At 72.6% G+C, this 22,924-nt stretch carries 23 protein-coding genes; 13 read left to right on the top strand and 10 right to left on the bottom strand.

Going from position 1 to position 22,924, the window contains the following annotated elements; genetic code table 11:
- Window positions 1-42 precede the first annotated feature (42 nt).
- A complete protein-coding gene (locus tag GA0070560_RS02520; protein WP_170839243.1) occupies window positions 43-849 on the bottom strand; it encodes a sugar phosphate isomerase/epimerase family protein in 807 nt (268 codons plus the stop codon).
- A 76-nt stretch (window positions 850-925) separates the two neighbouring features.
- Window positions 926-1,870 (bottom strand): Ppx/GppA phosphatase family protein, encoded by a 945-nt coding sequence (locus GA0070560_RS02525; RefSeq protein ID WP_091290707.1) that lies wholly within the window; start codon window positions 1,868-1,870, stop codon window positions 926-928.
- Window positions 1,871-1,944: 74 nt separating this feature from the next.
- Here GA0070560_RS02525 and GA0070560_RS02530 point away from each other — a divergent pair, with 74 nt between their 5' ends.
- Complete coding sequence (locus GA0070560_RS02530) at window positions 1,945-2,754, top strand: DUF3109 family protein (protein ID WP_170839244.1); 810 nt, start codon at window positions 1,945-1,947, stop codon at window positions 2,752-2,754.
- Window positions 2,755-2,770: 16 nt separating this feature from the next.
- Here GA0070560_RS02530 and GA0070560_RS02535 read toward each other — a convergent pair whose 3' ends face one another.
- Entirely contained in the window at window positions 2,771-3,454 is a 684-nt protein-coding gene (locus tag GA0070560_RS02535) for a response regulator transcription factor (protein WP_091290711.1), read from the bottom strand.
- Between the two features lie 21 nt (window positions 3,455-3,475).
- Window positions 3,476-4,768, bottom strand: a complete 1,293-nt coding sequence (locus GA0070560_RS02540) for a sensor histidine kinase (protein WP_170839245.1) — start codon at window positions 4,766-4,768, stop codon at window positions 3,476-3,478.
- A gap of 200 nt (window positions 4,769-4,968) precedes the next feature.
- On the opposite strand from GA0070560_RS02540, the gene phoU reads away from it, so the two are divergent.
- Entirely contained in the window at window positions 4,969-5,622 is a 654-nt protein-coding gene (gene phoU, locus GA0070560_RS02545) for a phosphate signaling complex protein PhoU (RefSeq protein ID WP_091290714.1), read from the top strand.
- Between the two features lie 48 nt (window positions 5,623-5,670).
- On the opposite strand, the gene GA0070560_RS02550 is transcribed toward phoU, so the two are convergent.
- Window positions 5,671-6,438: a phosphoglyceromutase gene (locus GA0070560_RS02550; protein ID WP_091290922.1), complete on the bottom strand. Its 768-nt coding sequence runs from the start codon at window positions 6,436-6,438 to the stop codon at window positions 5,671-5,673.
- A 151-nt stretch (window positions 6,439-6,589) separates the two neighbouring features.
- Here GA0070560_RS02550 and GA0070560_RS02555 point away from each other — a divergent pair, with 151 nt between their 5' ends.
- Window positions 6,590-7,882, top strand: a complete 1,293-nt coding sequence (locus GA0070560_RS02555) for an MDR family MFS transporter (protein WP_091290716.1) — start codon at window positions 6,590-6,592, stop codon at window positions 7,880-7,882.
- Between the two features lie 504 nt (window positions 7,883-8,386).
- Here the strand turns inward: GA0070560_RS02555 and GA0070560_RS02560 are convergent.
- The 3 genes from GA0070560_RS02560 to mshA all read right to left on the bottom strand — a co-directional run bounded on the left by GA0070560_RS02560 (window position 8,387) and on the right by mshA (window position 11,324).
- On the bottom strand, window positions 8,387-9,310 hold the full coding sequence (locus tag GA0070560_RS02560; protein ID WP_091290719.1) for a hypothetical protein: 924 nt from the start codon (window positions 9,308-9,310) through the stop codon (window positions 8,387-8,389).
- A gap of 76 nt (window positions 9,311-9,386) precedes the next feature.
- On the bottom strand, window positions 9,387-9,902 hold the full coding sequence (locus tag GA0070560_RS02565; RefSeq protein ID WP_091290723.1) for a type III secretion system chaperone family protein: 516 nt from the start codon (window positions 9,900-9,902) through the stop codon (window positions 9,387-9,389).
- Window positions 9,903-9,959: 57 nt separating this feature from the next.
- Complete coding sequence (gene mshA / locus GA0070560_RS02570) at window positions 9,960-11,324, bottom strand: D-inositol-3-phosphate glycosyltransferase (RefSeq protein WP_091290727.1); 1,365 nt, start codon at window positions 11,322-11,324, stop codon at window positions 9,960-9,962.
- A 180-nt stretch (window positions 11,325-11,504) separates the two neighbouring features.
- On the opposite strand from mshA, the gene GA0070560_RS02575 reads away from it, so the two are divergent.
- A complete protein-coding gene (locus tag GA0070560_RS02575; RefSeq protein ID WP_091290730.1) occupies window positions 11,505-12,272 on the top strand; it encodes an SDR family NAD(P)-dependent oxidoreductase in 768 nt (255 codons plus the stop codon).
- Window positions 12,273-12,329: 57 nt separating this feature from the next.
- The gene (locus tag GA0070560_RS02580) at window positions 12,330-13,148 is read left to right on the top strand and encodes an O-methyltransferase (protein ID WP_091290733.1); all 819 of its coding nucleotides are present in this window, start codon (window positions 12,330-12,332) and stop codon (window positions 13,146-13,148) included.
- A 47-nt stretch (window positions 13,149-13,195) separates the two neighbouring features.
- On the opposite strand, the gene GA0070560_RS02585 is transcribed toward GA0070560_RS02580, so the two are convergent.
- Window positions 13,196-14,287, bottom strand: coding sequence for a UDP-N-acetylmuramate dehydrogenase (locus GA0070560_RS02585; protein ID WP_091290736.1), 1,092 nt, complete (start codon window positions 14,285-14,287; stop codon window positions 13,196-13,198).
- 71 nt (window positions 14,288-14,358) lie between these two features.
- Between GA0070560_RS02585 and GA0070560_RS02590 the strand changes: the two genes are divergently transcribed.
- From GA0070560_RS02590 to GA0070560_RS02625, 8 genes are all read left to right on the top strand, one after another.
- Window positions 14,359-15,117 (top strand): maleylpyruvate isomerase family mycothiol-dependent enzyme, encoded by a 759-nt coding sequence (locus GA0070560_RS02590; protein WP_091290738.1) that lies wholly within the window; start codon window positions 14,359-14,361, stop codon window positions 15,115-15,117.
- 244 nt (window positions 15,118-15,361) lie between these two features.
- Complete coding sequence (locus tag GA0070560_RS02595) at window positions 15,362-16,666, top strand: ABC transporter substrate-binding protein (RefSeq protein WP_091290741.1); 1,305 nt, start codon at window positions 15,362-15,364, stop codon at window positions 16,664-16,666.
- Window positions 16,667-16,740: 74 nt separating this feature from the next.
- Window positions 16,741-17,730 carry a carbohydrate ABC transporter permease gene (locus GA0070560_RS02600; protein WP_091290745.1) on the top strand — a complete coding sequence of 330 codons (990 nt, stop codon included), beginning with the start codon at window positions 16,741-16,743 and terminating at the stop codon, window positions 17,728-17,730.
- Window positions 17,727-18,560, top strand: coding sequence for a carbohydrate ABC transporter permease (locus GA0070560_RS02605; protein ID WP_091290748.1), 834 nt, complete (start codon window positions 17,727-17,729; stop codon window positions 18,558-18,560). Before GA0070560_RS02600 ends, GA0070560_RS02605 begins: the two co-directional genes overlap by 4 nt.
- Window positions 18,557-19,936: a GH1 family beta-glucosidase gene (locus GA0070560_RS02610; RefSeq protein ID WP_091290751.1), complete on the top strand. Its 1,380-nt coding sequence runs from the start codon at window positions 18,557-18,559 to the stop codon at window positions 19,934-19,936. Before GA0070560_RS02605 ends, GA0070560_RS02610 begins: the two co-directional genes overlap by 4 nt.
- Window positions 19,937-19,955: 19 nt before the next feature.
- Complete coding sequence (locus GA0070560_RS02615) at window positions 19,956-20,963, top strand: LacI family DNA-binding transcriptional regulator (protein WP_091290753.1); 1,008 nt, start codon at window positions 19,956-19,958, stop codon at window positions 20,961-20,963.
- Window positions 20,964-21,097: 134 nt separating this feature from the next.
- Window positions 21,098-21,511, top strand: a complete 414-nt coding sequence (locus GA0070560_RS02620) for a RidA family protein (RefSeq protein ID WP_091290756.1) — start codon at window positions 21,098-21,100, stop codon at window positions 21,509-21,511.
- A complete protein-coding gene (locus GA0070560_RS02625; RefSeq protein WP_091290757.1) occupies window positions 21,512-22,408 on the top strand; it encodes a GNAT family N-acetyltransferase in 897 nt (298 codons plus the stop codon).
- Here the strand turns inward: GA0070560_RS02625 and GA0070560_RS02630 are convergent, their stop codons facing one another.
- A complete protein-coding gene (locus GA0070560_RS02630) occupies window positions 22,409-22,924 on the bottom strand; it encodes an O-acetyl-ADP-ribose deacetylase (protein ID WP_091290760.1) in 516 nt (171 codons plus the stop codon).

The raw sequence follows: 22,924 nt of genomic DNA on the forward strand, positions 1-22,924 counted from the left end.
TTGATCACCGGAGGTACCCAGGGCGGGAGGGCGGGGGCGGGGTCAGGGGGTTACCGGGGAGGGGGCGGTGAGGTTGGCGCGGGCGAATTCGAGGGACTCGCGCAGGTCCGCCTCGCGGACCTCGCGGCTCTTCGCGCCCCGGGTGGTGACCTCGACCGCCACCGAGCCGGTGAAGCCCCGGCCGGCGAGCGAGCGCAGCAGCTCGGCGCAGGGCTGACCGCCCCGGCCGGGCACCAGGTGCTCGTCGCGCCCCTCGCCGGTGCCGTCGCCCAGGTGCACGTGCGCCAGGCCGGCACCCATCCGGTCCGCCATCTCCAGCGCGTCGCTGTGCGACGCGGCGCAGTGCGACAGGTCCAGGGTGTAGGAGGCGTACCCGGCCTCGGTCGGGTCCCAGCCCGGGACGTACGGGACGAACTGCCGGCCGGCCATCCGCACCGGGTACATGTTCTCCACCGGGAAACGCAGGTCGGGATGCTGACGGGCGATCCTGTCCAGCCCGTCGGCGAAGGTGCGGGCGTAGTCGCGCTGCCAGGTGAACGGCGGGTGGACCACCACGGTCGGCGCCCCCAGCGTCTCGGCCAGCTCCGCCGACCTGCGCAGCCGCTCCCACGGGTCGGGGCTCCAGACCCGCTGGGTGACCAGCAGGCAGGGCGCGTGCACCGAGAGCACCGGCACGCCGTAGTGCTCGGCGAGGCCGCGCAGCGCGCCGGTGTCCTGGCTGACGGCGTCGGTCCAGACCATCACCTCGACACCGTCGTAGCCGAGCGCGGCGGCCATCTGGAAGGCCGCCGCGGTCCGCTCAGGAAAGACCGAGGAACTGGAGAGGAGCACGGGGACGCGGGAAGTCACACCCATCAGGGTAACCCTGCCCACCGCACCGCTTCAGGACGAGCATCCGCAAACCGCCCACTTCGGTTGCTGAGCGTCACATCGGCTCCAGCTGATCCAACCGGCGCAGGATCACTCCCTCCCGCAGCGCCCACGGGCAGATGTCCACCGACGCCACGTCCAGCCGGCGCATCACCGCCTCCGCCACCACCGCCCCGGAGAGCAGCTGGTGCGCCCGCTGCGCGCTGACCCCCTCCAACTCGGGCAGCTGGGCCGGCGGGATGTGCCGGATGAAGCCGAGCACCTGCCGCAGGCCCGTCCGGGTGAGGCTGCGCCGGGCCCAGAGCCCCGCGCCGGACGGGGCCGCGCCGGCGAGCCGGGCCAGCATCCGGAAGGTCTTCGAGGTGGCGACCGGCCGTTCCCAGCCCACCTCGGTCAGCTTCTCCACCACCGGATCGAGCAGCTCGTCGACGTACTCCCGCAGCTCCTCCACCGCCTCCGTCGACGGCGGCGTCAGGCCCGACGGGTCGACCCGCAACCGCTCCCGGCTCAGCCGCCCGGCACCCAACGGCAGTGAGATCGCCACGTCGGGATCCTCGTCGATGCCGGCGGCCAGCTCCAGCGAGCCGCCACCGATGTCCATCGCCAGCAGCCGCCCGGCCGACCAGCCGAACCACCGCCGCACCGCGAGGAAGGTCATCCGCGCCTCGTCCGCGCCGGAGAGCACCTCCAGGCGTACGCCGGTGGTGTCGCGGACCCGGGCCAGCACCTCGGCGGCGTTGGTGGCGTCGCGGACCGCGCTGGTCGCGAAGGCCAGCAGGTCGTCGGCGTCCAGCCCGGCCGCGGCGGTACGCGCCATGCCGACCGCCTTGACCAGGCCGTCGGCGCCCTCCTCGGTCAGCGCGCCGTCCGGGCCGATCTGCTCGGCCAGCCGGAGCACCACCTTCTCGGAGTGCGCCGGCCAGGGGTGCGCGCCGTGGTGGGCGTCGACCACCAGCAGGTGCACCGTGTTGGAGCCGACGTCGAGGACACCCAGTCGCATGGTGTCGACCCTAGGGCCAACACATTCGTGCGGCTCACCGGCCGGGCACCGTCACCCCGCGTACGCTGGTCCGGGTGACGAGCCAGGTGGAACTGCACGTGCTGGTGGACGACCCGGACGACCCGCGCAGCCGCGAGGTCGGGCTGGACTTCCCGCGCGAGTGGATCGAGTTCGTCGACCCGGCCGACGCCACGCACGTGGTCCGCGCCGACCTGACCTGGCTGCTGTCCCGCTGGACGTGCGTCTTCGGCCGGGGCTGTCACGGCATCGTCGCCGGCCGGGCCGCCGACGGCTGCTGCTCGCACGGGGCGTTCTTCACCGACGCGGACGACGAGAAGCGGGTCCGCGCGGCGGTCAGGCGGCTCACCCCGGCCACCTGGCAGCACTTCCGCAAGGGCTTCAAGAACTGGACCGAGAACGACACGATCGACGGCGAGAACCCGGCCCGGCGTACCGCCACCCGTGACGTCGACGCGCCGTGCGTGTTCCTCAACGACGCCGACTTCCCCGCCGGGGGCGGCTGCGCGCTGCACGCCCAGGCGCTGCGCGACGGGGTGCACCCGCTGGAGTACAAGCCGGACGTCTGCTGGCAGCTGCCGATCCGCCGGGACCAGGAGTGGCACAAGCGGCCGGACAACACCAAGGTGCTGGTGTCCAGCCTGTCGGAGTTCGACCGGCGGGGCTGGGGCGCGGGCGGGCACGACCTGGACTGGTGGTGCACCTCGTCCACCGACGCGCACGTCGGCGCGGACCCGATGTACGTCTCGTACGGCCCGGAGCTGACCGCCCTGATCGGCGCGCCCGCGTACGCGAAGCTCGCCGAGCTGTGCACGGGCCGGCTGCGGCAGGGCCAGGTCGCCCCGCACCCGGCCAGCGAGGGCTGACCGGGTCGACGGCGGCCTACGGCTCGAACTTGTAGCCGAGGCCGCGCACGGTGACGATGAACTGCGGCGCGGACGGCTCCGGCTCGATCTTGGAGCGCAGCCGCTTCACGTGCACGTCCAGCGTCTTGGTGTCGCCGACGTAGTCGGCGCCCCAGACCCGGTCGATGAGCTGGCCCCGGGTCAGCACCCGGCCGGCGTTGCGCAGCAGCAGCTCCAGCAGCTCGAACTCCTTGAGCGGGAGCTGGACGGGGGCACCGTCGACGGTGACCACGTGCCGCTCGATGTCCATCCGCACCGGGCCGGCGGCCAGCGTCGGCGCGCCCGACTCGGCGACCTCGGGGCTCTGCCGGCGCAGCACGGCGCGGATCCGGGCGACCAGCTCACGCGGCGAGTACGGCTTGGTGACGTAGTCGTCGGCCCCGATCTCCAGGCCGACCACCTTGTCGATCTCGCTGTCCCGGGCGGTGACCATGATGATCGGCACGTGCGAGCGCTGCCGCAGCTGCCGGCAGACCTCGGTGCCGGACATCTCCGGCAGCATCAGGTCGAGCAGGACGATGTCCGCGCCGGTCCGGTCGAACTCGGTGAGGGCGGAGGGGCCGGTCGCGGCGACCGACACCTCGAAGCCCTCCTTGCGAAGCATGTACGACAGGGCGTCGGAGAACGACTCCTCGTCCTCGACCACCAGTACGCGGCTCAACGGGGTGCTTCCTTTCCTTGGTCAGACCTGCCGGAGCTCGGCCGGGCCGGCCTCGATCCCAGCCGACGGCAGTATCGTCTCCAGGTCGTCCGGGGGGCTCGCGGGTAGCCGGAGGGTGAACGTCGAACCCCCGCCCAGGGTGCTCGACACCTCCACCCGTCCGCCGTGGTTGCTGGCGATGTGCTTGACGATGGCCAGGCCCAGGCCGGTGCCACCGGTGGAGCGGGAGCGGGCCTGGTCGGCACGGTAGAACCGCTCGAAGATCCGGTCCACGTCGTTCGGGGCGATGCCGATGCCCTGGTCGGTGACGGCGATCTCGACGTGGTCGTCGTCGGCGTGGGTGGCGACCCGGACGACGGTGCCCTCGCCCGAGTAGTTGACGGCGTTCTCCACGAGGTTCGCCACGGCGGTGGCGAGCTGGCTGTCGCTGCCGTACGCGGTCAGCCCCTTCTCACCCTCGGTGACCACCTGGATGTCCCGGGCGGCGGCCGTGGTCCGGGTCCGGTCGAGCACCTCGGCGAGGACCCAGTCCACGGAGACCGGCTCGGGCGCCGGCTGCGGTTCGGCCCCCTGGAGCCGGGTCAGCTCCAACAACTCCTGCACCAGCCGGCCCAGCCGGGTCGACTCGTGCTGGATCCGCTCGGCGAAGCGGCGGGCGGCGACCAGGTCCTCGGAGAGGTCGGGCGCGGTGGCGGAGGCCGGCTCGGTGGCGTCCAGCAGTGCCTCGGCGAGCAGTTGCAGCGCGCCGATCGGCGTCTTCAGCTCGTGGCTGACGTTGGCCACGAAGTCGCGGCGTACCCGGGCGAGCCGGTGCGACTCGGTGACGTCGACGGCCTCGACGGAGATGTAGCCGGCGCCCAGGCCCATCGCCCGCAGGTGCACCCCGAGCGGGTTCTCCCCGGCGTTGTCGCGGCCGCGTGGCAGGTCCAGCTCGATCTCGCGCCGCACGCCGGTGCGACGCACCTGCCCGGCCAGGGTACGGATCAACGGGTGGGCGGCGATGGAGCCGGGCGTGCCGCCGGTGCGCAGCAGCCCCATCGCCCGGGCGGCCGGGTTGACCAGGACCGGCGCGTCGTCCGGGTCGAGCACGACCACTCCGGCGCGCAGCGAGTCGATCGTCTTGCGGCCGAGTCCGGAGAGCCCGCCCTGCTGGTTGTCGGGAATCGCGAGCCTCCCCATGCTCCATCGGGAGCCGCGGCTCCCCGACGACGCCGCCCGGCGTCGCCACGACCCGAGGGCCCGGGACAGCAGCAGCCCGGCGACCAGCCCGGTCACCAGTGCCAGGGCCACCACGGCGGCCACCACCCATTCCACCCGGCGATCGTAGGGTCATTGTTAACCTGAGGAACGCCCAGACCGGGACGAACCACCCTCACTTCCGCAGAAGTTCACTTTCGGGTCCCGCGTCGTTCACCGGAGTTCACCTCGGGTCCGCTCCCTCGGCCTACGGTGGGCCGCGCACCGCTGACCACACCCGCCGGATCTCCGGCGAACACCGAACCCAGGAAGTGACGATGCGCGACGAGTTCCGGGCCGACCTGCAGATTGTCAGCCAACTGCTGGTGGACATGGCGGAGGGGGTGCGCGCCGCCATGCACCGGGCCACCCGCGGCCTGCTCAAGGCCGACCGCGAGGCGTCGGAGGCCGTGATCGCACGGGACGCCGAGATCGACGACCTCTACCGTCAGGTCGAGGAGCGGGTCTGCGACCTGCTCGCCCGGCAGGCGCCGGTGGCCTCCGACCTGCGCGCCATGATCACCGCGCTGCACGTCGCAGCCGACCTGGAGCGGATGGGCGACCTGGCCGACCATGTGGCGAAGACGGCGCTGCGCCGGCACCCCTCGCCGGCCGTGCCGGCCGAGCTGCGGCCGGTCTTCACCGACATGGCCGCCATCGCCGACCGGATGGCCGAGAAGATCGCCAAGGTGCTGGCCAGCCCCGACGCGGACCTCGCCGCCGAGCTGGACCGTGACGACGACGCCATGGACGACCTGCACAAGAGCCTCTTCGGCGTGCTGCTCGGCGAGGACTGGCCGTACGGAGTGGAGACGGCGATCGACGCCACCCTGCTCGGCCGCTTCTACGAGCGCTTCGCCGACCACGCGGTCAACGCCGGCGAGCAGGTGGTCTACCTGATCACCGGGGAGAGCTCGCCCTCGCCCAACTGACCCGGGCACGACGAAGGCCCCCGGGTCCCGGGGGCCTTCGTCGTCTGGTCAGCGGCCCTGGTTGGCGACCGCGGCGGCGGCGGCCTTGGCGGCCTCCGGGTCGAGGTACGTCCCGCCCAGCACCTGCGGACGCAGGTTCGGGTCGAGGTCGTAGCGCAGCGGGATGCCGGTCGGGATGTTCAGCTTGGCGATCGCCTCGTCGCTGATCTGGTCGAGGTGCTTGACCAGGGCGCGCAGCGAGTTGCCGTGCGCGGCGACGAGCACCGTGCGGCCGGCCAGGATGTCCGGCACGATCGAGTCGTACCAGTACGGCAGCATCCGCTCGACGACGTCCTTGAGGCACTCGGTACGCGGCATCAGCTCGGTCGGCAGCAGCGCGTACCGCGGGTCGCCGACCTGCGACCACTCGTCGTCGTCCGCGATCGGCGGCGGCGGCGTGTCGTACGACCGGCGCCAGAGCATGAACTGCTCCTCGCCGTACTCCTCCAGGGTCTGCTTCTTGTTCTTGCCCTGCAGCGCGCCGTAGTGCCGCTCGTTGAGCCGCCACGACCGGCGCACCGCGATCCAGTGCCGGTCGGCGGCGTTCAGCGCCAGCTCGGCGGTGCGGATCGCGCGCCGCATGACGCTGGTGTGCACCACGTCCGGCAGCAGGCTGTGCTCGCGCAGCAGCTCGCCGCCGCGTCGTGCCTCCTTCTCGCCCTTCTCGGTCAGGTCGACGTCGACCCAGCCGGTGAAGAGGTTCTTGGCGTTCCAGTCGCTCTCGCCGTGCCGCAGCAGGACCAGCGTCCCGACGGTGGGCCCTTCGCTCGCAGTCATGCCGATCATCCTGCCGCACCTCACCGGAGGACACGCGGTCAGCGGTCGTGACGACCACCACGTGGAAAAACCGGTGACCGGTGATTCGGCCGGACACTAGGTTGTAAGGCGCTGAACAGACGGCGGTCATTACCTGAGCGGGGGCGCGGGCGTGCGGACGATGCGGAGCTGGTTCCGGGACACGACGGGCGGGCTGCCGAGGACCTTCTGGTACCTCTGGACCGGCACCCTGATCAACCGGCTCGGCTCGTTCGTCCTGATCTTCCTCGCCATCTACCTCACCCGGGAGCGCGGCTTCTCCGACGCCCAGGCCGGCCTGGTGCTGGGGCTCTGGGGCATCGGCGGCGCGGTCGGCACCACCGTCGGGGGCACCCTCGCCGACCGGTGGGGACGCCGCCCCACCCTGCTCACCGCGCATCTCGGCGCGGCCACCATGATGCTGGCGCTCGGCCTGGCCCGGCCGCTGTGGACGGTGGCCGTGGGGGCGCTGCTGCTCGGCCTGTTCGCCGAGGCGGCCCGACCGGCGTTCGGGGCCATGATGGTCGACGTGGTGCCGGCGGCCGACCGGCTGCGCGCCTTCTCCCTGAACTACTGGGCGATCAACCTCGGTTTCGCCTGCGCCGCCGTCCTCGCCGGGCTCGCCGCACAGTCCGGCTACCTGCTGCTCTTCGTGGTCGACGCGGTCACCACGCTGGTCACCGCGCTGATCATCTTCGCTCGGGTCGGCGAGACCCGCCGGGCCACCGCCCCCACCGTGACCAGGGGCGGCCCGGCCCCGGTCGGGGCGCTGCGGACCATCCTCACCGACCGGGTCTTCCTGGGCTTCGTGACGCTCAACCTGTTCGGCGCGCTGGTCTTCCTCCAGCACATCTCGATGCTGCCGATCGCGATGGGCGACTCCGGCCTGAGTCCCGCCACCTACGGCTCGGTGATCGCGCTCAACGGCGTCCTGATCGTGGTCGGGCAACTCTTCGTGCCCCGGCTGATCGAGGGGCGGAGCCGGTCGCACGTGCTCGCCCTGGCCGCGCTGGTGATGGGGGTCGGCTTCGGCCTCACCGCGTTCGCCGAGACGGCCTGGTTCTACGGGCTCACCGTGCTCATCTGGACCATCGGCGAGATGCTCAACTCGCCGTCCAACGCCACCCTGATCGCCGAACTCTCTCCCGCCGAGCTGCGTGGCCGCTACCAGGGCGCCTTCTCACTCTCCTGGCAGGTGGCCGGCGCGGTGGCGCCGGTGGCCGGCGGCCTGGTCCGGGAGCACGCCGGCAACGCCACCCTCTGGGCCGCCTGCGCGGCGATCGGCGGCCTCATGGCGGTCGCCCACCTGGTCTCCGGCCCGGCCCGGGAGCGACATGCCGCCAAGCTCCGCCGGGCGGCGGAGCCGGTCACGCCGGTGACCGTCGTGCGGCCGTCGGCGGCCGAGGCCGCCGCGGCCCCTTCCTGAGTACGCGCACCGCCTCCCCACCCGCCGCCTCGCGGAGGCTCTCGGAGCTCCACCGACGCCATGGCGGCGACATCGCGGATCCGGCCCGCCCGGACACCGCCACTTCGGCGCAACGGAGTCGATCGAGGGGGAACCCGGCAACGGCGAAGCGCCCGCCCCGACCGTGGTCGGAGCGGGCGCTCGCACCGCTTGCCCGGCGGCGGCGGGCGACACTCACCCCCGTAAGCGTCGCCCGCTCGCGCCGCCGGTTCCACGGGTGGCACCGTCCCCCAACGATGTGCTCCACCCGTTCGGCGCCTCGCTCGGTGCATGGATCTGATCGATCCGCCGCTCCCCCGAACGGTTCCGAGCGTGGCGCGGTGCAATAAAGTTAGTTCGCCCGGATTCCGGATTCAACCTGGATCGCTGTCTCGCCGGTCACAGCACCGGCGTCCCGATCGGCCACCCCGCTCCGGGCCTCGGAGGTGGGAAACATGGCGTTCCCGTCGAGCATTCCCCTAAACCTCAGGCGTCCTCCCGGTCGGGTGACTCGGTCCGGAAGAAGTTGCTCTGCCGCCCGTCACGCAGCTGCTCCTGATAGATCAGGTTCAACCGCCGCGCGTCGAATGTCCGGAACCAGTCGTCCCAGGTGATGACCTGCACCCGACTGCTCTCCCGATAGCCCGGGATCTCGAAGGTGAGCACCCCCGGCCGGCCGTTGCGTTCGGTACCGGCGATCGTGGCCGGCCTGGCACCCCGGGCCCGCGCCCAGTTCCGGATCACCTCGTGGTTGGTGGTGACCAGGCTGCGACCGGGGCGCTCCGGACGGTCCGCCGGCGAACTGATCAGCTGCGACGACCGTACCGACCGGGCGGTGGACCGGCCGGTACGCCTGCCCGTCGCCGTGGACGCCGACCGGGCCGGGGCCGCCTTCGCGCGCGACGGGGCCGACTTCGCGCGGGTCGTGGTGGACTTGGCGCGCGACGGGGCCGACTTCGCCGCCTTCGCGGGCGCGTTCTTCGCCCCGATCGTCGCCCGGGTGGTCGTCGACCGGCGGGCCGCCGCCGTGGTGGTCTTCCGGGGGGCCGCCGCCTTGCGGGCGGGAGCCGGCGCGGCCTTCGCCCGGGTCGCCTTCCGGGCACCCGTCGTCTTCGTCGCGGCGGCTTTCTTCGCCGGCGCGCGGCCGGCCGGGCCGGTGCCGCGCCGGGCCGCCCCGCCCGCGCCGCCCTCCGCCCGCAGGGTCCGCGCCAGCGTCTTCACCAGCTCGGGCTTGCGCAGCGCGGAGATGCCCGGGACACCGCGCCGCCGCAGCTGCCCACGGATGTCGTCCACCTTCATCCGGGAAATCTCCGACTCGGAGATCCCCGGCGTGTTCGGGGTCTGGTTGCCCGCCTGACGCTTCGTCCTGGTCGCCGTTGCGCCGCGACCTGAGCTGTTCCGCTGAGCCATGGCACGCTCCTCGACAGTCCGTCCTCGGCCTGCGGCGGGTCCCACAACGCCGCACCGCAGCGGTGCGGCATACCCGTCAGGACCGGTCCGAACCTCCGGAGGACGGTTCGAAGAGGTGGGCGAAGGCGGCGAGGTTCGCGGTCGACTCGCCCCGCTTGACCCGCCACTCCCACTCCCGCCGGATCGAGCTGCCGAAGCCGATCTCCAGCATCGTGTCGAAGGACTCGTCGGAGTAGGTCAGCACCGCGCCGAGCAGCCGGTCCAGCTCGTCGGCGTCGATGCCGGCCGGATTGACCCGCCCGGTCAGGTAGACGTCACCGACGGCGTCGATCGAGAACGAGACCCCGTACATCCGGGCGTTGCGTTGCAGCAGCCAGGCCCAGAGCTCCTCGCGGCGCTCGTCGGGCTGACGCATCACGAACGCCTCGATCCGCAGCGCGTGCTCGCCGACGATCAGGTTGCAGACCGTCCTGAGCTTGTGCGTACCCGGCAGGGTGACCGCGTACGAGTGCTCACCGGTCGATTCCCAGTCCAGCTCCCGCTCGGTGCAGACGGCCTCGATCAGGGCGGCCAGCTCGCTCTTCGCGCTCATCGCACCCACTCTACGGCCGGCCCGGCACCCGCACCCGACGGCGACAGGTGGCCCGGCTCACCACGAGCAGGACAGGGCCGCGTCACCGGCGAGCTGGGCCGACAGCCGGTCCCGGTGCCCCGCGATCGCCTCCCCGTAGACGCTCAGCAGCCCGGAGACGGTCCGCTGCCAGGAGAAGTTCCGGGCGTGCCGGGCCGCGCCGACGGCCAGCCGGGCCCGCCGGCCCCGGTCGGGCAGCAGGTGGGCGAGGGTACGGGCCCACTCGGCCGGATCGTGCCCGTCGACCAGCACCCCGCTGACCCCGTCCCGGACGGCGGTGACCAGACCACCCACCGCAGCCGCCACCACCGGCGTACCGCAGGCCTGCGCCTCCAGGGCGACCAGCCCGAACGACTCGTTGTACGACGGCACCGCGACCAGGTCGGCGGCGCGGTACAGAGCGGGCAGGTCCGCACCGGTCTGCGGGGGCAGGAACCGCACCCGGTCGGCGATGCCGAGCGAGGCGGCCAGCTCGATCAGCGCGGTGGGGCGTTCCAGGCCGCTGCCGCTCGGCCCACCGCAGATCACCACGGTCAGCTCGTCGGCGAGGGCGGGATCATGCCGGCGCAGCGCGGCCACCGCCCGGATCAGCACGTCAGGAGCCTTGAGCGGCTGGATCCGGCCGACGAACGCCACCACGTACCCGTGGGTGGGCAGCCCCAGCCGGCGGCGGGCCGCGACGGTGGCGGCGTCCCGGTCACCAGGGGCCGGCCGGAACCGGTCCAGGTCGACGCCGGGCTCGACCACGGCGACCCGGGCCGGGTCGGCGTCGTACCGGCCGATCAGGTCGTGGGCCTCGACGCGGGTGTTGGCGACCAGCCGGTCGGCCTCGGCCACCACCTGCTCCTCGCCGATCACCCGGGCCTTCGGCTCCGGCCGGTCACCGGCGGCGAGCTGGGCGTTCTTGACCTTGGCGAGGGTGTGCGCGGTGTGCACCAGCGGCACTCCCCAACGTTCCTTGGCCAGCCAGCCGACCTGGCCGGAGAGCCAGTAGTGCGAGTGGATCAGGTCGTAGTGGCCGGGGGCGCGGGCCGCCTCGGCGCGCAGCACCCCGGCGGTGAAGGCGCAGAGCTGGCCGGGCAACTCCTCCTTGGTCAGCCCTTCCAGGGGGCCGGCGGTGACGTGCCGGACGTGCACGCCGGGGGCCATCTCGACCACCGGGGGCAGGTCACCGGAGGTGGCACGGGTGAAGATCTCCACCTCGACGTCCGCCTCGGCGAGCCGTCGGGCGACCTCCAGGATGTACACGTTCATCCCACCGGCGTCACCGGTGCCCGGCTGGTGCAGCGGCGAGGTGTGCACGGAGACCGTGGCGATCCGGCGGGGACGGGCCCACGGCGGAGCACAGCGCTGACGGCCGACACCGGTGTGCAACTCCGCCACGTCCGCTCCCTCTGTCACGGTTGATGCCGCCCGCACGACCGGCGCTTCTCGGTCAACATCCACGCCGGATGTCATCTTCCCGATTGCCCAACGGACATGCTCTTTCGCGGGGGCCGGGCGTGACGGACCTCATCGACGGGCCTCCGCCGCCGTCTTCGGCGGGCGGGTGACAATGGCCGGATGACCTCAGTCGCGATCGTCACCGGGGCGTCCAGCGGGATCGGTGCGGCCACCGCCCGCCGGCTGGCCGCCGAGGGCTTCCACGTGCTGGCCGCCGCGCGGCGTACCGACCGGCTGGCCGAGCTGGTCGCGGAGATCGAGGCGGCCGGTGGCACGGCCACCGCCGTGGCCTGCGACGTCGTCTCCGACGAGTCGGTCGCCGGGCTGGCCGCCGCGGCGGCCGCCGCACCCGGGCCGGTCACCCTCCTGGTCAACAACGCCGGCGGCGCGCGCGGGCTGGACCCGGTGGAGTCCGGCTCGGTGGACGACTGGCAGTGGATGTACGACGTGAACGTGCTCGGCACGCTCCGGGTCACCCAGGCCCTGCTGCCGGCGCTGGAAGCGTCCGGCGCCGGCACCATCGTCATCGTCTCCTCGACCGCCGGCTTCACCGTCTACGAGGGCGGGGGCGGCTACACGGCGGCGAAGCACGCGCAGACCGCCGTGGCCGGGACGCTGCGGCTGGAGCTCTGCGGACGGCCGGTCCGGGTGGTCGAGATCGACCCCGGCATGGTGAAGACGGACGAGTTCGGCCTGGTCCGCTTCGGCGGCGACGCCGACAAGGCCGCCGCGACGTACGCGGGGGTGGCCGAGCCGCTGGTCGCCGAGGACGTCGCCGACTGCATCGCCTGGTGCGCCACCCGCCCGCACCACGTCAACGTGGACCGCCTCGTCGTCCGCCCGCTGGCCCAGGCCGCCCAGCACAAGGTGCACCGGGTCGGCCCGTGAAGCACGCGGAGTGAGCCGGGTCCGCAGGCCGCACGGCCACGACCGGGGACGGCCCCGGTGAGCCCGGGCCGGCGGTTCGGGACGGGGGCGACACCGGCCCGGCCGCTCGGCGTGGTCACCCGGGGGACGACCAACCCCAACCGGCTCCGGCGGGTGGACAACTGGATCGTCGACAACTGCGGCGACCTGCTCCGCGCGGCCCCCGAACCGTTGGTGGTCGACCTCGGCTACGGCGCCACGCCGGTCACCGCGGTGGAGCTGCGCGCCCGGCTGGCCGCCGGGGTCCGCCCCGACGTACGGGTGGTCGGGCTGGAGATCGATCCGGTACGCGTCGCCGCCGCCGCGCCCGCCGCCGACCCGCCGTGGCTGACCTTCGCCCGGGGCGGCTTCGAGTTGGCCGGGCTGCGTCCCGCCCTGGTCCGGGCGTTCAACGTGCTGCGTCAGTACGACGAGAGCGAGGTCGCCGACGCCTGGCGTACGGTCACCGACCGGCTCGCCCCCGGCGGGGTGCTGGTGGAGGGGACCTGCGACGAGCTGGGCCGGCTCGGCGGCTGGGTGCTGGTGGGCGCCGAGGGCCCGCGGACGCTCACCCTGGCCGCGAAGCTCACCACCCTGGAGAGTCCGGCCCAGCTCGCCGAGCGCCTGCCCAAGGCCCTGATCCACCGCAACGTTCCCGGCGAGCGGATCCACGACCTGCTCCGCGCCCTCGACGACGCCTGGCGGTCGGCGGCCGGCTACGCCCCCTTCGGCCCCCGCCAGCGCTGGCTACGCGCGGTCGCCGCCGTACGCGAGGCGGGCTGGCCGGTGCTCGGCCGTCCCCACCACTGGCGTCACGGCCACCTCACGCTCCCCTGGCCCGCCATCTCCCCCGGCTGACCCCCACAGCGTCCCCGCCCTCGTCCTCCCCTTTCCGAGGGGGTGGGTCAGATGTGGCAGTTGACGAGGACGGGTTCGGGGTGGAGGGGGACGCCGAAGCGCTGGTGGACGCCGTCGCGGATCTCGCGGGCCAGCGCGACGAGGGCACCGGTGCTGGCGGTGCCGGAGTGGTTGGTGAGGGCGAGGGTGTGCTTGGACGAGATCGCGGTGCCCTCGGGGCCGGGGTGGCCCTTGCCGAAGCCGGCCTTGTCGATCAGCCAGGCAGCGCTGACCTTGACCATGTCGCCCGGGCAGGGCCAGGAGGGCGGCTCACCCAGGTCGGCGGCACGCTCGCGCAGCAGCTCGTACGCCTCCCGGTCGAGCACCGGGTTGGTGAAGAACGAGCCGACCGACCAGGTGTCGGGGTCGGCCGGATCGAGCACCATGCCCTTGCCGGCGCGCAGCCGCAGCACGGTCGCCCGGGCGTCGGCCAGCGGCACCCGGTCGCCGACCTCCACGCCGAGCGCCCGAGCCAGTTCGGCGTAGCGCACCGGGCCGGAGAGCGGCGAGCGGTGCAGCCGGAAGTCGACGGTGAGCACCGCCCAGCGGTCGCTGTACTTGAAGATGCTGGACCGGTACGCGAAGCCGCAGTCCGCCGCGTCGATCCGGTCGACGCGGCCGTCGCGACGGTCGTACACCTCGACGCCGGTGATGATCTCGGCGACCTCCTGCCCGTACGCCCCGACGTTCTGGATCGGGGTGGCGCCGGCCGATCCGGGAATGCCGGAGAGGCATTCCAGTCCGGACCAGCCGTTGGCCACGGTGGTGGCCACCAGGTCGTCCCAGGGCTCACCGGCCTCGACCCGTACGGTGACGGTGTCGGCGTCCTCGGCGACCACCCGCAGCCCCCGCGACCGCACCAGGACGACCGTGCCGGGGAAGCCGGCGTCGCCCACCACGACGTTGCTGCCGCCCGCGAGAATGAGGACCTGATCGTCCCGCCGCTGCGCCTCCTGCACCTTTTGTACGATTTCCTCTGCGGTGGCGGCGGCCTCCAACCGGCCGGCGGGACCGCCGAGGCGGAGCGTGGTGTATCGCGCCAGGGCGGACGGGGCGGCGGGACCGGCTCCGGTCGTCGGTTCGGCGTAGACGTCAGACACGCCTTTCACCCTAGGCTGAGAGGCAGCCGCGGCACCCACTGGTGGCCCGGTCACCCCCGGGGAGGATTGGGATGAGCAGACTGCACGGCACGAAGGACTTCTGGATCGGCGCGCTGCGGGCCGACGGCCCGGCGTTCGCCTCGGCCGTCGCCGAGGCTCCGCCCGAGACCCCGGTGCTCTCCCGTCCGGGCTGGACGGTCGCCGACCTCACGCTGCACCTCGCCAGCATCTACCACTGGGTGCACTCCTTCGCCGGCTCGGGCGACGCCGGCCAGCCGGCCCGGCGCGACGACGCCGAACTGGCCGCCGGAGCCACTCCGCTACAGCTCTGGCAGCACGGCTACGACCAGCTCATGACCCTCTTCGACGGCCTCGACCCGGAGGCCCCGGCGTGGAACTGGGCGCCGCAGCCGAAGAAGGCCGCCTTCTGGCTGCGCCGGATGGCCCACGAGACGGCGGTGCACCGCTGGGACGCCCAGCTCGCCATCGCCGCGGGCGGCCCGATCGAGGCGAAGCTCGCGGCCGACGGCGTCGGCGAGGTGCTGGACACCTGGCTGCCCGCCGGCCGCCGGGCGGTGCCGGGGCAGTGGCACGGGGTGGTGCAGCTGACCGCGACGGACGTCGCCCAGGAGTGGTACCTGCGGCTGCGCGGCGACGGGGTGGCCCTGCTCGACACCGCCACCGTCTTCGGCCACGAGGACCACCACGCCCGCGCCCAGGCCACCGGGACCGCCAGCGACCTGCTGCTCGCCCTCTGGGGCCGGGTCAGCTTCGACACCCTCGAGGTCACCGGCGACCGCACGCTGCTGGAGGGCCTGCGCACCGGCTGATCCGTCGACCACCCCGAGAGCGGCCGCCCCCCGGGAACGGCCGCTCTCGTCGTTCCCGGGGTCGGAAAGGTCACGGCTCGGATTCACGGGAGAGCGCTCTCTTGACAGAACACGGGGCACCCACCACGCTGACGTGAGAGCGCTCTCTCAGCCCCTCTGATCCACCTCGGGAGATGGCTGCGACTCGCTCATCAGCAGGTCCATTCGCTCCACCACCCGATGACCTGAGAGGAATCCGAGGAAGATGGGTACCTTTTCGCGCCGCCGCTTGGCGGCCGTTGCCCTCGTCGCCACCACCGCGCTGCTCGGCACCACCGCGTGCGGCGGTGACGAGGCGGCCGAGGACGGGCCGATCACGCTGACCGTGGACGTCTTCGGCCAGTTCGGCTACGACGAGCTCTACAAGGAGTACATGGCCAGCCACCCCGACGTGAAGATCGTCGAACGGGGCACCGGCAGCAACCTGGACGAGTACTCGCCCAAGCTGACCCAGTGGCTCGCCGCCGGCAAGGGCGCGGGCGACGTGGTCGCCATCGAGGAAGGGCTGCTGGTCGAGTACAAGGCCAACCCGCAGAACTTCGTCAACCTGCTCGACCACGGCGCGGCCGACCTCAAGGGCAACTTCCTGGAGTGGAAGTGGAACCAGGGGCTCACCGCCGACGGCAAGCAGCTGATCGGTCTCGGCACCGACGTCGGCGGCATCGCGATGTGCTACCGCAAGGACCTCTTCGCCAAGGCCGGCCTGCCCACCGAGCGGGACGAGGTCTCCAAGCTCTGGCCGACGTGGCAGGACTACATCAAGGTCGGCGAGCAGTTCAAGGCGAAGAACACCGGTGCCTCGTTCCTCGACGGCGCGACCAACACCTTCAACACCATCCTGCTGCAGACCGCCGGCAACTCCACCGGTTACAGCTACTACGACACCAGCGACAACCTGGTCGTCGACAGCAACCCGGCCGTGAAGCAGGCGTACGACACCACCATGGACATCATCGACTCCGACCTCTCCGGCAAGTACGGCTCCTGGTCGGAGGAGTGGGTCTCGGCCTTCAAGCAGTCGAAGTTCGCCACCATCGCCTGCCCCGCCTGGATGACCGGCGTGATCGAGGGCAACGCCGGCGCGGCGGCCAAGGGCAAGTGGGACGTCGCCGACATCCCCGGCGACGGCGGCAACTGGGGCGGCTCCTTCCTGGCCGTGCCGAAGCAGAGCAAGCACCAGGCCGAGGCGATTGAGCTGGCCAAGTTCCTGACCAGCGCCAAGGGCCAGATCGGCGCGTTCAAGGCCAAGGGCCCGCTGCCGTCGTCGCCGCAGGCGCTCGACGACCCGGCGATCGCCGACTCGACGAACGCGTACTTCGCCGACGCTCCCGTCGGCAAGATCTTCGGCACCGGCGCCAAGAGCCTGAAGCCGGTCTACATGGGTCCGAAGAACCAGGCCGTGCGCACCGAGGTGGAGAACGCCGTCCGCACGGTGGAGCTGGGGCAGCGCAACCCCGAGCAGGGCTGGACCGACGCCGTGAACAACGCCAAGAAGGCCGCCGCCAAGTAGTCCGAGTCGAACGTACGGGCGGGCCCGGGGGTGCACCGGACCCGCCCGTACGGCGGAAGAAGGAGTTTCACGGCATGGCCGTCCAGCTCGACGCCCGGCCGCCGGTCGTACCGGCGCCGCGCCACGCCCGCTCGCCCCGGGGCAGCCGGCTCACCCGGTTCGACACCCGGTTCTCGCCCTACCTCTACATCGCCCCGTTCTTCCTGCTCTTCGCCGTCTTCGGCATCTACCCGCTGGTCTACACCTTCTGGGTCTCGCTGCACGACTGGGACCTGCTCGGCACCAACCCCACCTTCATCGGGGGGCAGAACTACAGCCAGCTGATGGCCGACCCCGACTTCTGGCACTCGGTGGTCAACACCCTCGGCATCTTCGTCCTCTCCACGGTGCCGCAGCTGCTCCTCGCGCTCTGGCTGGCCAACCTGCTCAACCGGCAGCTGCGGGCGCGTACCGGCTGGCGGATGGCGGTGCTGGTCCCGAACGTCACCTCCACCGCCGCGGTGGCGATCGTCTTCGGCGTCCTCTTCGGCCGCGAGTTCGGCATGATCAACTGGATGCTCGACCTGGTCGGAATCGACGCGATCAACTGGAAATCGAACCGGATCGCCTCCTGGGTGGCCATCTCGACCATGGTCGACTGGCGGTGGACCGGCTACAACGCCCTGATCTTCCTGGCCGCGATGCAGGCCATCCCGCGCGACCTCTACGAGTCCGCGTCGATCGACGGGGCCAGCCGGGCCCGGCAGTTCTGGTCGATCACGGTGCCGCTGCTCAAGCCGACGATCATCTTCGCCGTCATCATCTCCACCATCGGCGGGCTCCAGCTCTTCACCGAGCCCCGCCTCTTCCACTCCGGCACCAACGCGATCCGCGGCGGCCCGCTGCGCGAGTCGCAGACGGTGACCATGTACATGTTCGAGAACGCCTTCGCACCGCACTACAACTTCGGCTACGGCTCGGCGGTCGCCTGGCTGCTCTTCGCCCTGATCGCGATCGTCGCGGCCATCAACGTGCTGGTGCTGCGCCGCCTCGGCGGCGGCGGGCGCAAGGAGGGAACCCGATGACCCGATTGTGGTCGGCCGGCCGGCTCACCTACGCGGCACTGGCCCTCACCGCCGTCCTGTCGATCTTCCCGATCTACTGGATGTTCGTGGTGGCCAGCCGCACCAGCGACGCGATGGGCCAGGTGCCGCCCCCGGTCACGCCCGGCGGCAACCTCGGCACCAACATCGCCCGGCTCTTCGCCAACACCGACGCGTACTTCCTCACCGGTCTGATCAACTCGGCGATCGTCGCGGTCTCGGTCACCGTCTCGGTGGTCTTCTTCTCCACCCTGGCCGGCTTCGCCTTCGCCAAGCTGCGCTTCCGCGGCTCCAACGCGCTGCTGATGGTCATCATCGCGACGATGATGGTGCCCACCCAGCTCGGCATCATCCCGTTGTACATGCTGATGACGAAGCTGAACTGGAACGACCGCCTCCCGGCGGTGATCGTGCCCGCGCTGGTGACCGGCTTCGGCGTGTTCATGATGCGCCAGTACGCCGGCCAGGCGGTCAGCAACGAGCTGATCGAGGCCGCCCGGGTGGACGGCTGCAACACCGCCCGGATCTACTGGAACGTGGTGCTGCCCGCGCTGCGCCCGGCCGCCGCCGTGCTCGGCCTGCTCACCTTCATGACCACCTGGAACGACTTCCTGTGGCCGTACGCCGTGCTCAACGATCCGGAGAACCCCACCGTGCAGCTGTCGTTGCGGGCCCTGTCCGACGGGTACTACCAGGACATGTCGCAGGTGTTCACCGGGACGGCGATCGCCACCCTGCCCCTCCTGCTGGTCTTCGTCGTGTTCGGCCGCCAGATCATCGGCGGCATCATGGAAGGTGCGGTCAAGGCGTGACTGAGCTCCGTTTTCCCGAGAACTTCGTCTGGGGTGCGGCCACCGCCGCGTACCAGATCGAGGGCGCGGTCCACGAGGACGGGCGCGGTCCGTCCATCTGGGACACCTTCAGCCGTACCCCGGGGAAGGTCTTCCAGGGGCACACCGGCGACGTCGCCTGCGACCACTACCACCGGTACGCCGACGACGTGGCGCTGATGGCCGAGCTGGGACTGAAGGCGTACCGCTTCTCGGTGGCCTGGCCCCGGATCCAGCCGGACGGCACGGGCCCGGTCAATCCCCGCGGGCTGGACTTCTACGACCGGCTCACCGACACCATCCTGGCCCGGGGCATCGACCCGATCGTCACCCTCTACCACTGGGACCTGCCCCAGACGTTGCAGGACCAGGGTGGCTGGACGAACCGGGACACCGCCGAGCACCTGGCCGACTACGCCGTCGCCGTACACACCCGGCTCGGTGACCGGATCCGCACCTGGACCACGCTCAACGAGCCCTGGTGCTCGGCCTACCTCGGCTACGGCAACGGGGTGCACGCCCCCGGCGAGCAGGACCCGGGCAAGGCGTTCGCCGCCGTACACCATCTGCTGCTGGGGCACGGCCTGGCGGCCCGCGCGCTGCGCGCGGCCGGCGCGGAGACCCTCGGGATCACCATCAACCCGGCGGACGTGCAGCCGGCCGACCCGGCCAGCGCCGCGGACGGCGAAGCCGTGCGGCTGGTCGACGGCCTGCACAACAGGATCTTCCTCGACCCGCTGACCGGGGCCGGCTACCCGTCGGACGTGCTGGAGCACGTCAGCCGGCTGGTCGACCCGACCTTCATCCGGGACGGGGACGAGAAGACCATCGCCGCGCCGATCGACCTGCTCGGTGTCAACTACTACGCACCGACCTACGTCGCCGGCCGGCCGGGCGGGGCCGGCAACGGGGCGTACCCGGGCACCGAGGGCCTGGTGGAGTTCCTGCCGCCGACCGGCCCGCTGACCGAGATGGGCTGGATGATCGAGGCGGCCGGGCTGGCCCGACTGCTGGAGCGGATCGGCCGGGACTACCCCGGACTGCCGCTGATGATCACGGAGAACGGCGGGGCGTTCCCCGACAAGGAGGGCGTCGACGGCCCGGACGGGCACGGCCAGGTCATGGACAGCGACCGGATCGCCTACCTCGACGGTCACCTGCGCGCCGCGCACCGGGCCATCGCCCGGGGAGTCGACCTGCGCGGTTATCTCGTATGGTCGTTGCTGGACAACTTCGAGTGGGCCGAGGGGTACCGGAAGCGGTTCGGGATCGTCCACGTCGACTACCTGACCCAGCGGCGCACACCGAAGTCCAGCGCCCGGTGGTACCGGGAGGTGATCTCCCGGAACGGGCTGTGACGAGGTGGTGGTAACGGGGATGACGACGACACATCGACCGACCCTGGAAGCGGTCGCCCGCCGGGCAGGTGTGTCCCGGGCGACCGTGTCCCGGGTGGTCAACGGCTCCACCACCGTCGCCGGGCCGATCCAGGAGGCGGTCCGCCGGGCCGTGGCCGAGCTGGGGTACGTGCCGAACCTGGCCGCCCGCAGCCTGGTCACCCAGCGGACCGACTCGGTCGCCCTGGTGATGCCGGAGGAGGCCACCCGGGTCTTCTCCGACGACCAGGTCTTCCCCGGCATCATCCGAGGCGCGGCCCAGGAGCTGGAGGCGGCCGACAAGCAGCTCGTGCTGATGTTGGCCGGCTCCCCCGCCGGGCACGCCCGGGTGGAGCGCTACACCACCGGCCGGCACGTCGACGGGGTGCTCTTCGCCTCGCTGCACGGCGCGGACCCGCTGCCCGGCAAGCTCGCCCAGCTCGGCATCCCGGTGGTGTGCAGCGGTCGTCCGCTCGGCGGCGCGCAGGTGCCGTACGTCGACGTGGACCACCTCGGCGGGGTGAGCAGGGCGGTCCGGTACCTGATCACGAACGGTCGGCGGCGAATCGCCACCATCGCCGGCCCGCAGGACATGGTCGCCGGCATCGAACGGCTCGCCGGCTACCGGAACACGATCGCCGAGGCCGGACTGCCGGAACGGGTGGCGTACGGCGACTTCACCCGGGAGTCCGGCGCCCGGGCGATGCACCAGCTGCTCGCCGAGCACCCCGACCTGGACGCGGTCTTCGCCGCCTCCGACCTGATGGCGCACGCCGCCCTGCGTACGCTCCGCGAGGCGGGGCGGCGGGTGCCGCAGGACGTGGCGGTGATCGGCTTCGACGACATCGAGACCGCCGCGTACACCGATCCGCCGCTGACCACCGTCCGGCAGCCGATCGTGGAGCTGGGCCGGGCGCTGACCCGCCAGCTGCTGCGGATGACCGCCGGCGAGGCGATCGACGAGGCGCTGATCCTCCCGACCGAACTGGTGCTGCGCGAGTCGGCGTGAGCACTGCCCCGGGACGTCGCGGACGTCGCGCGACATCCCGGGCGGCCGATTTTCCGCCCCCCGACCTCCCGGGGCCTCCGGTGCGGGCGGTTAACCGGTCGAGCGGCGCGGTCCCGCGGCGGTAGCGTCGCCGGATGACCGGCCCCAGCCACCTGATCCACGTGCCCGCCCTCTCCGACGTCGCCGAGTACGCCTACGCCGCCACGGTCGACCCGCCGGCCCGGCTGGTCTTCACCGCCGGGGCCTGCCCGCTCGACGCCGACGGCCGTACGGTCGCCCCCGGCGACCCGGTGGCCCAGGCCCGCCAGGTGGTGGCGAACCTGGAGACCGCGCTGGCCGCCGCCGGCGCACGCCTCACCGACGTCGTCAAGACCACGGTGTACGTGGCCTCGTCCCGCCGGGCCGACCTGGTGGCGGTCTGGGAGGTGGTCCGGGACGCCTTCGGCGACCACGATCCGCCGAGCACGCTGCTCGGGGTTGCCGTGCTCGGCTACCCCGACCAGCTCGTCGAGGTCGAGGCGGTCGCCGCCGTCCGGCCGGTGGGCTGAGTGCGCGTCCGCACCGCCGTCCCCGAGGACGCCGCCGGGGTGGTCGCGCTCCGCGCTGTCGTCCACCCGTACCTGGTGGGCGGTGTCGAGTCGACCCGCCGCATGATCGCGCATTCGCCGCCCGGCGAGGACTGGACGGCCTTCGTGGCCGAGGTCGGCGGCCGGATCGTCGGGTGGGCGTCGGCGTACCGCAACGTGCGCACCTCCGAGGAGGGCGTCGGCGAGATCGCCCTGCCGCACGTCCACCCCGACCACCGGCGGCGCGGCCTCGGGCACCGGCTGCTCGACCGGGCGCTGGGTCACCTGCTGCCGCTCGGGGTACACCGGATCCGCACCTGGGCGCAGACCGGATCGCTGGACTTCGCCCGCCGCAACGGCTTCTCCCCCAGCCGGGAGGTGCGCTACTCAGCCCTCGACCTGCACCCGGCCCCGCCCGCGCCGGCCCCGCCACCGGGCGTGCGGCTACGCCCGCTGGCCGCACTGGACCCGCGCCCGGTGTACGACCTGGAGGTCGCCAGCGCCGCGGACGAACCCGACGACATCGGCTCCGACGTGCTGAGCTTCGAGAGCTGGCGCTACGACGTGTGGGACAACGTCGGGCTGGACCGGGACGCCAGCACCGCCGTCGAGGTCGACGGCGTGCTCGCCTCGTACAGCCTGGTGGTGCGCGACGGCGACCGGATGTGGTCCGACTTCACCGGCACCACGCCCGCGTACCGGGGGCGGGGGTTGGCCCGGCTGGCGAAGCAGGCCGCCCTGCACCGCGCCGCCGCACGCGGGGTACGCACGGCGTACACCTCGAACGACGAGGCGAACGCGCCGATGCTGGCGGTCAACGACCGGCTCGGCTACCGGCCGGTGGCGTCCCAGTGGTCCTGCCTGCGCGAGCTGCCCTGATCAGCCTTCCTCGAACACCCGGCGGGCGGTGGCGTAGGTGTCCGCGCCGAGGAGCACCAGCCGGGTCTCGGTGACGGTCGCCGGCCCGGCGGCCCGCAGCACGGTCAGCGCCTGCCGTACGGCGTCGTCGACCGGCCAGCCGTAGACCCCGGCCGAGATCAGCGGGAACGCCACCGTGGTCGCGCCCAGCCCGTCGGCGACGGCGAGGCTGTTGGCGTAGCAGTCGCGCAGCAGGCCGGAGCGGTCCTCGGTGGCCGAGTGGACCGGCCCGACGGTGTGCACGACCCAGCGGGCCGGCAGGTTCCCGGCCGTGGTGGCGACCGCCTGCCCGGTGGGCAGGCCCCGGCCGTAGCGGGAGGCGCGCAGCGCCTGGCACTCCGCCAGGATGGCCGGGCCGCCCCGGCGGTGGATGGCGCCGTCCACTCCTCCGCCGCCGAGCAGCGACGAGTTGGCCGCGTTGACGACCACGTCGACGTGCTGGGCGGTGATGTCCCCCTCGACCAGGGTGATCTCCAC

The organism is Micromonospora halophytica, assembly GCF_900090245.1.
GTDB lineage: Bacteria > Actinomycetota > Actinomycetes > Mycobacteriales > Micromonosporaceae > Micromonospora > Micromonospora halophytica.

Excerpts from the sequence above, each read along its gene's own strand:
- GA0070560_RS02575 (WP_091290730.1), top strand. The coding sequence starts at position 11,505 with ATGACCTCAGTCGCGATCGTCACCGGGGCGTCCAGCGGGATCGGTGCG.
- GA0070560_RS02620 (WP_091290756.1), top strand. The coding sequence starts at position 21,098 with ATGACCGGCCCCAGCCACCTGATCCACGTGCCCGCCCTCTCCGACGTC.
- phoU (WP_091290714.1), top strand. The coding sequence starts at position 4,969 with ATGCGCGACGAGTTCCGGGCCGACCTGCAGATTGTCAGCCAACTGCTG.
- GA0070560_RS02595 (WP_091290741.1), top strand. The coding sequence starts at position 15,362 with ATGGGTACCTTTTCGCGCCGCCGCTTGGCGGCCGTTGCCCTCGTCGCC.
- GA0070560_RS02550 (WP_091290922.1), bottom strand. The coding sequence starts at position 6,438 with ATGACTGCGAGCGAAGGGCCCACCGTCGGGACGCTGGTCCTGCTGCGG.
- GA0070560_RS02600 (WP_091290745.1), top strand. The coding sequence starts at position 16,741 with ATGGCCGTCCAGCTCGACGCCCGGCCGCCGGTCGTACCGGCGCCGCGC.
- GA0070560_RS02605 (WP_091290748.1), top strand. The coding sequence starts at position 17,727 with ATGACCCGATTGTGGTCGGCCGGCCGGCTCACCTACGCGGCACTGGCC.
- GA0070560_RS02615 (WP_091290753.1), top strand. The coding sequence starts at position 19,956 with ATGACGACGACACATCGACCGACCCTGGAAGCGGTCGCCCGCCGGGCA.
- GA0070560_RS02590 (WP_091290738.1), top strand. The coding sequence starts at position 14,359 with ATGAGCAGACTGCACGGCACGAAGGACTTCTGGATCGGCGCGCTGCGG.
- GA0070560_RS02560 (WP_091290719.1), bottom strand. The coding sequence starts at position 9,310 with ATGGCTCAGCGGAACAGCTCAGGTCGCGGCGCAACGGCGACCAGGACG.
- GA0070560_RS02565 (WP_091290723.1), bottom strand. The coding sequence starts at position 9,902 with ATGAGCGCGAAGAGCGAGCTGGCCGCCCTGATCGAGGCCGTCTGCACC.
- GA0070560_RS02525 (WP_091290707.1), bottom strand. The coding sequence starts at position 1,870 with ATGCGACTGGGTGTCCTCGACGTCGGCTCCAACACGGTGCACCTGCTG.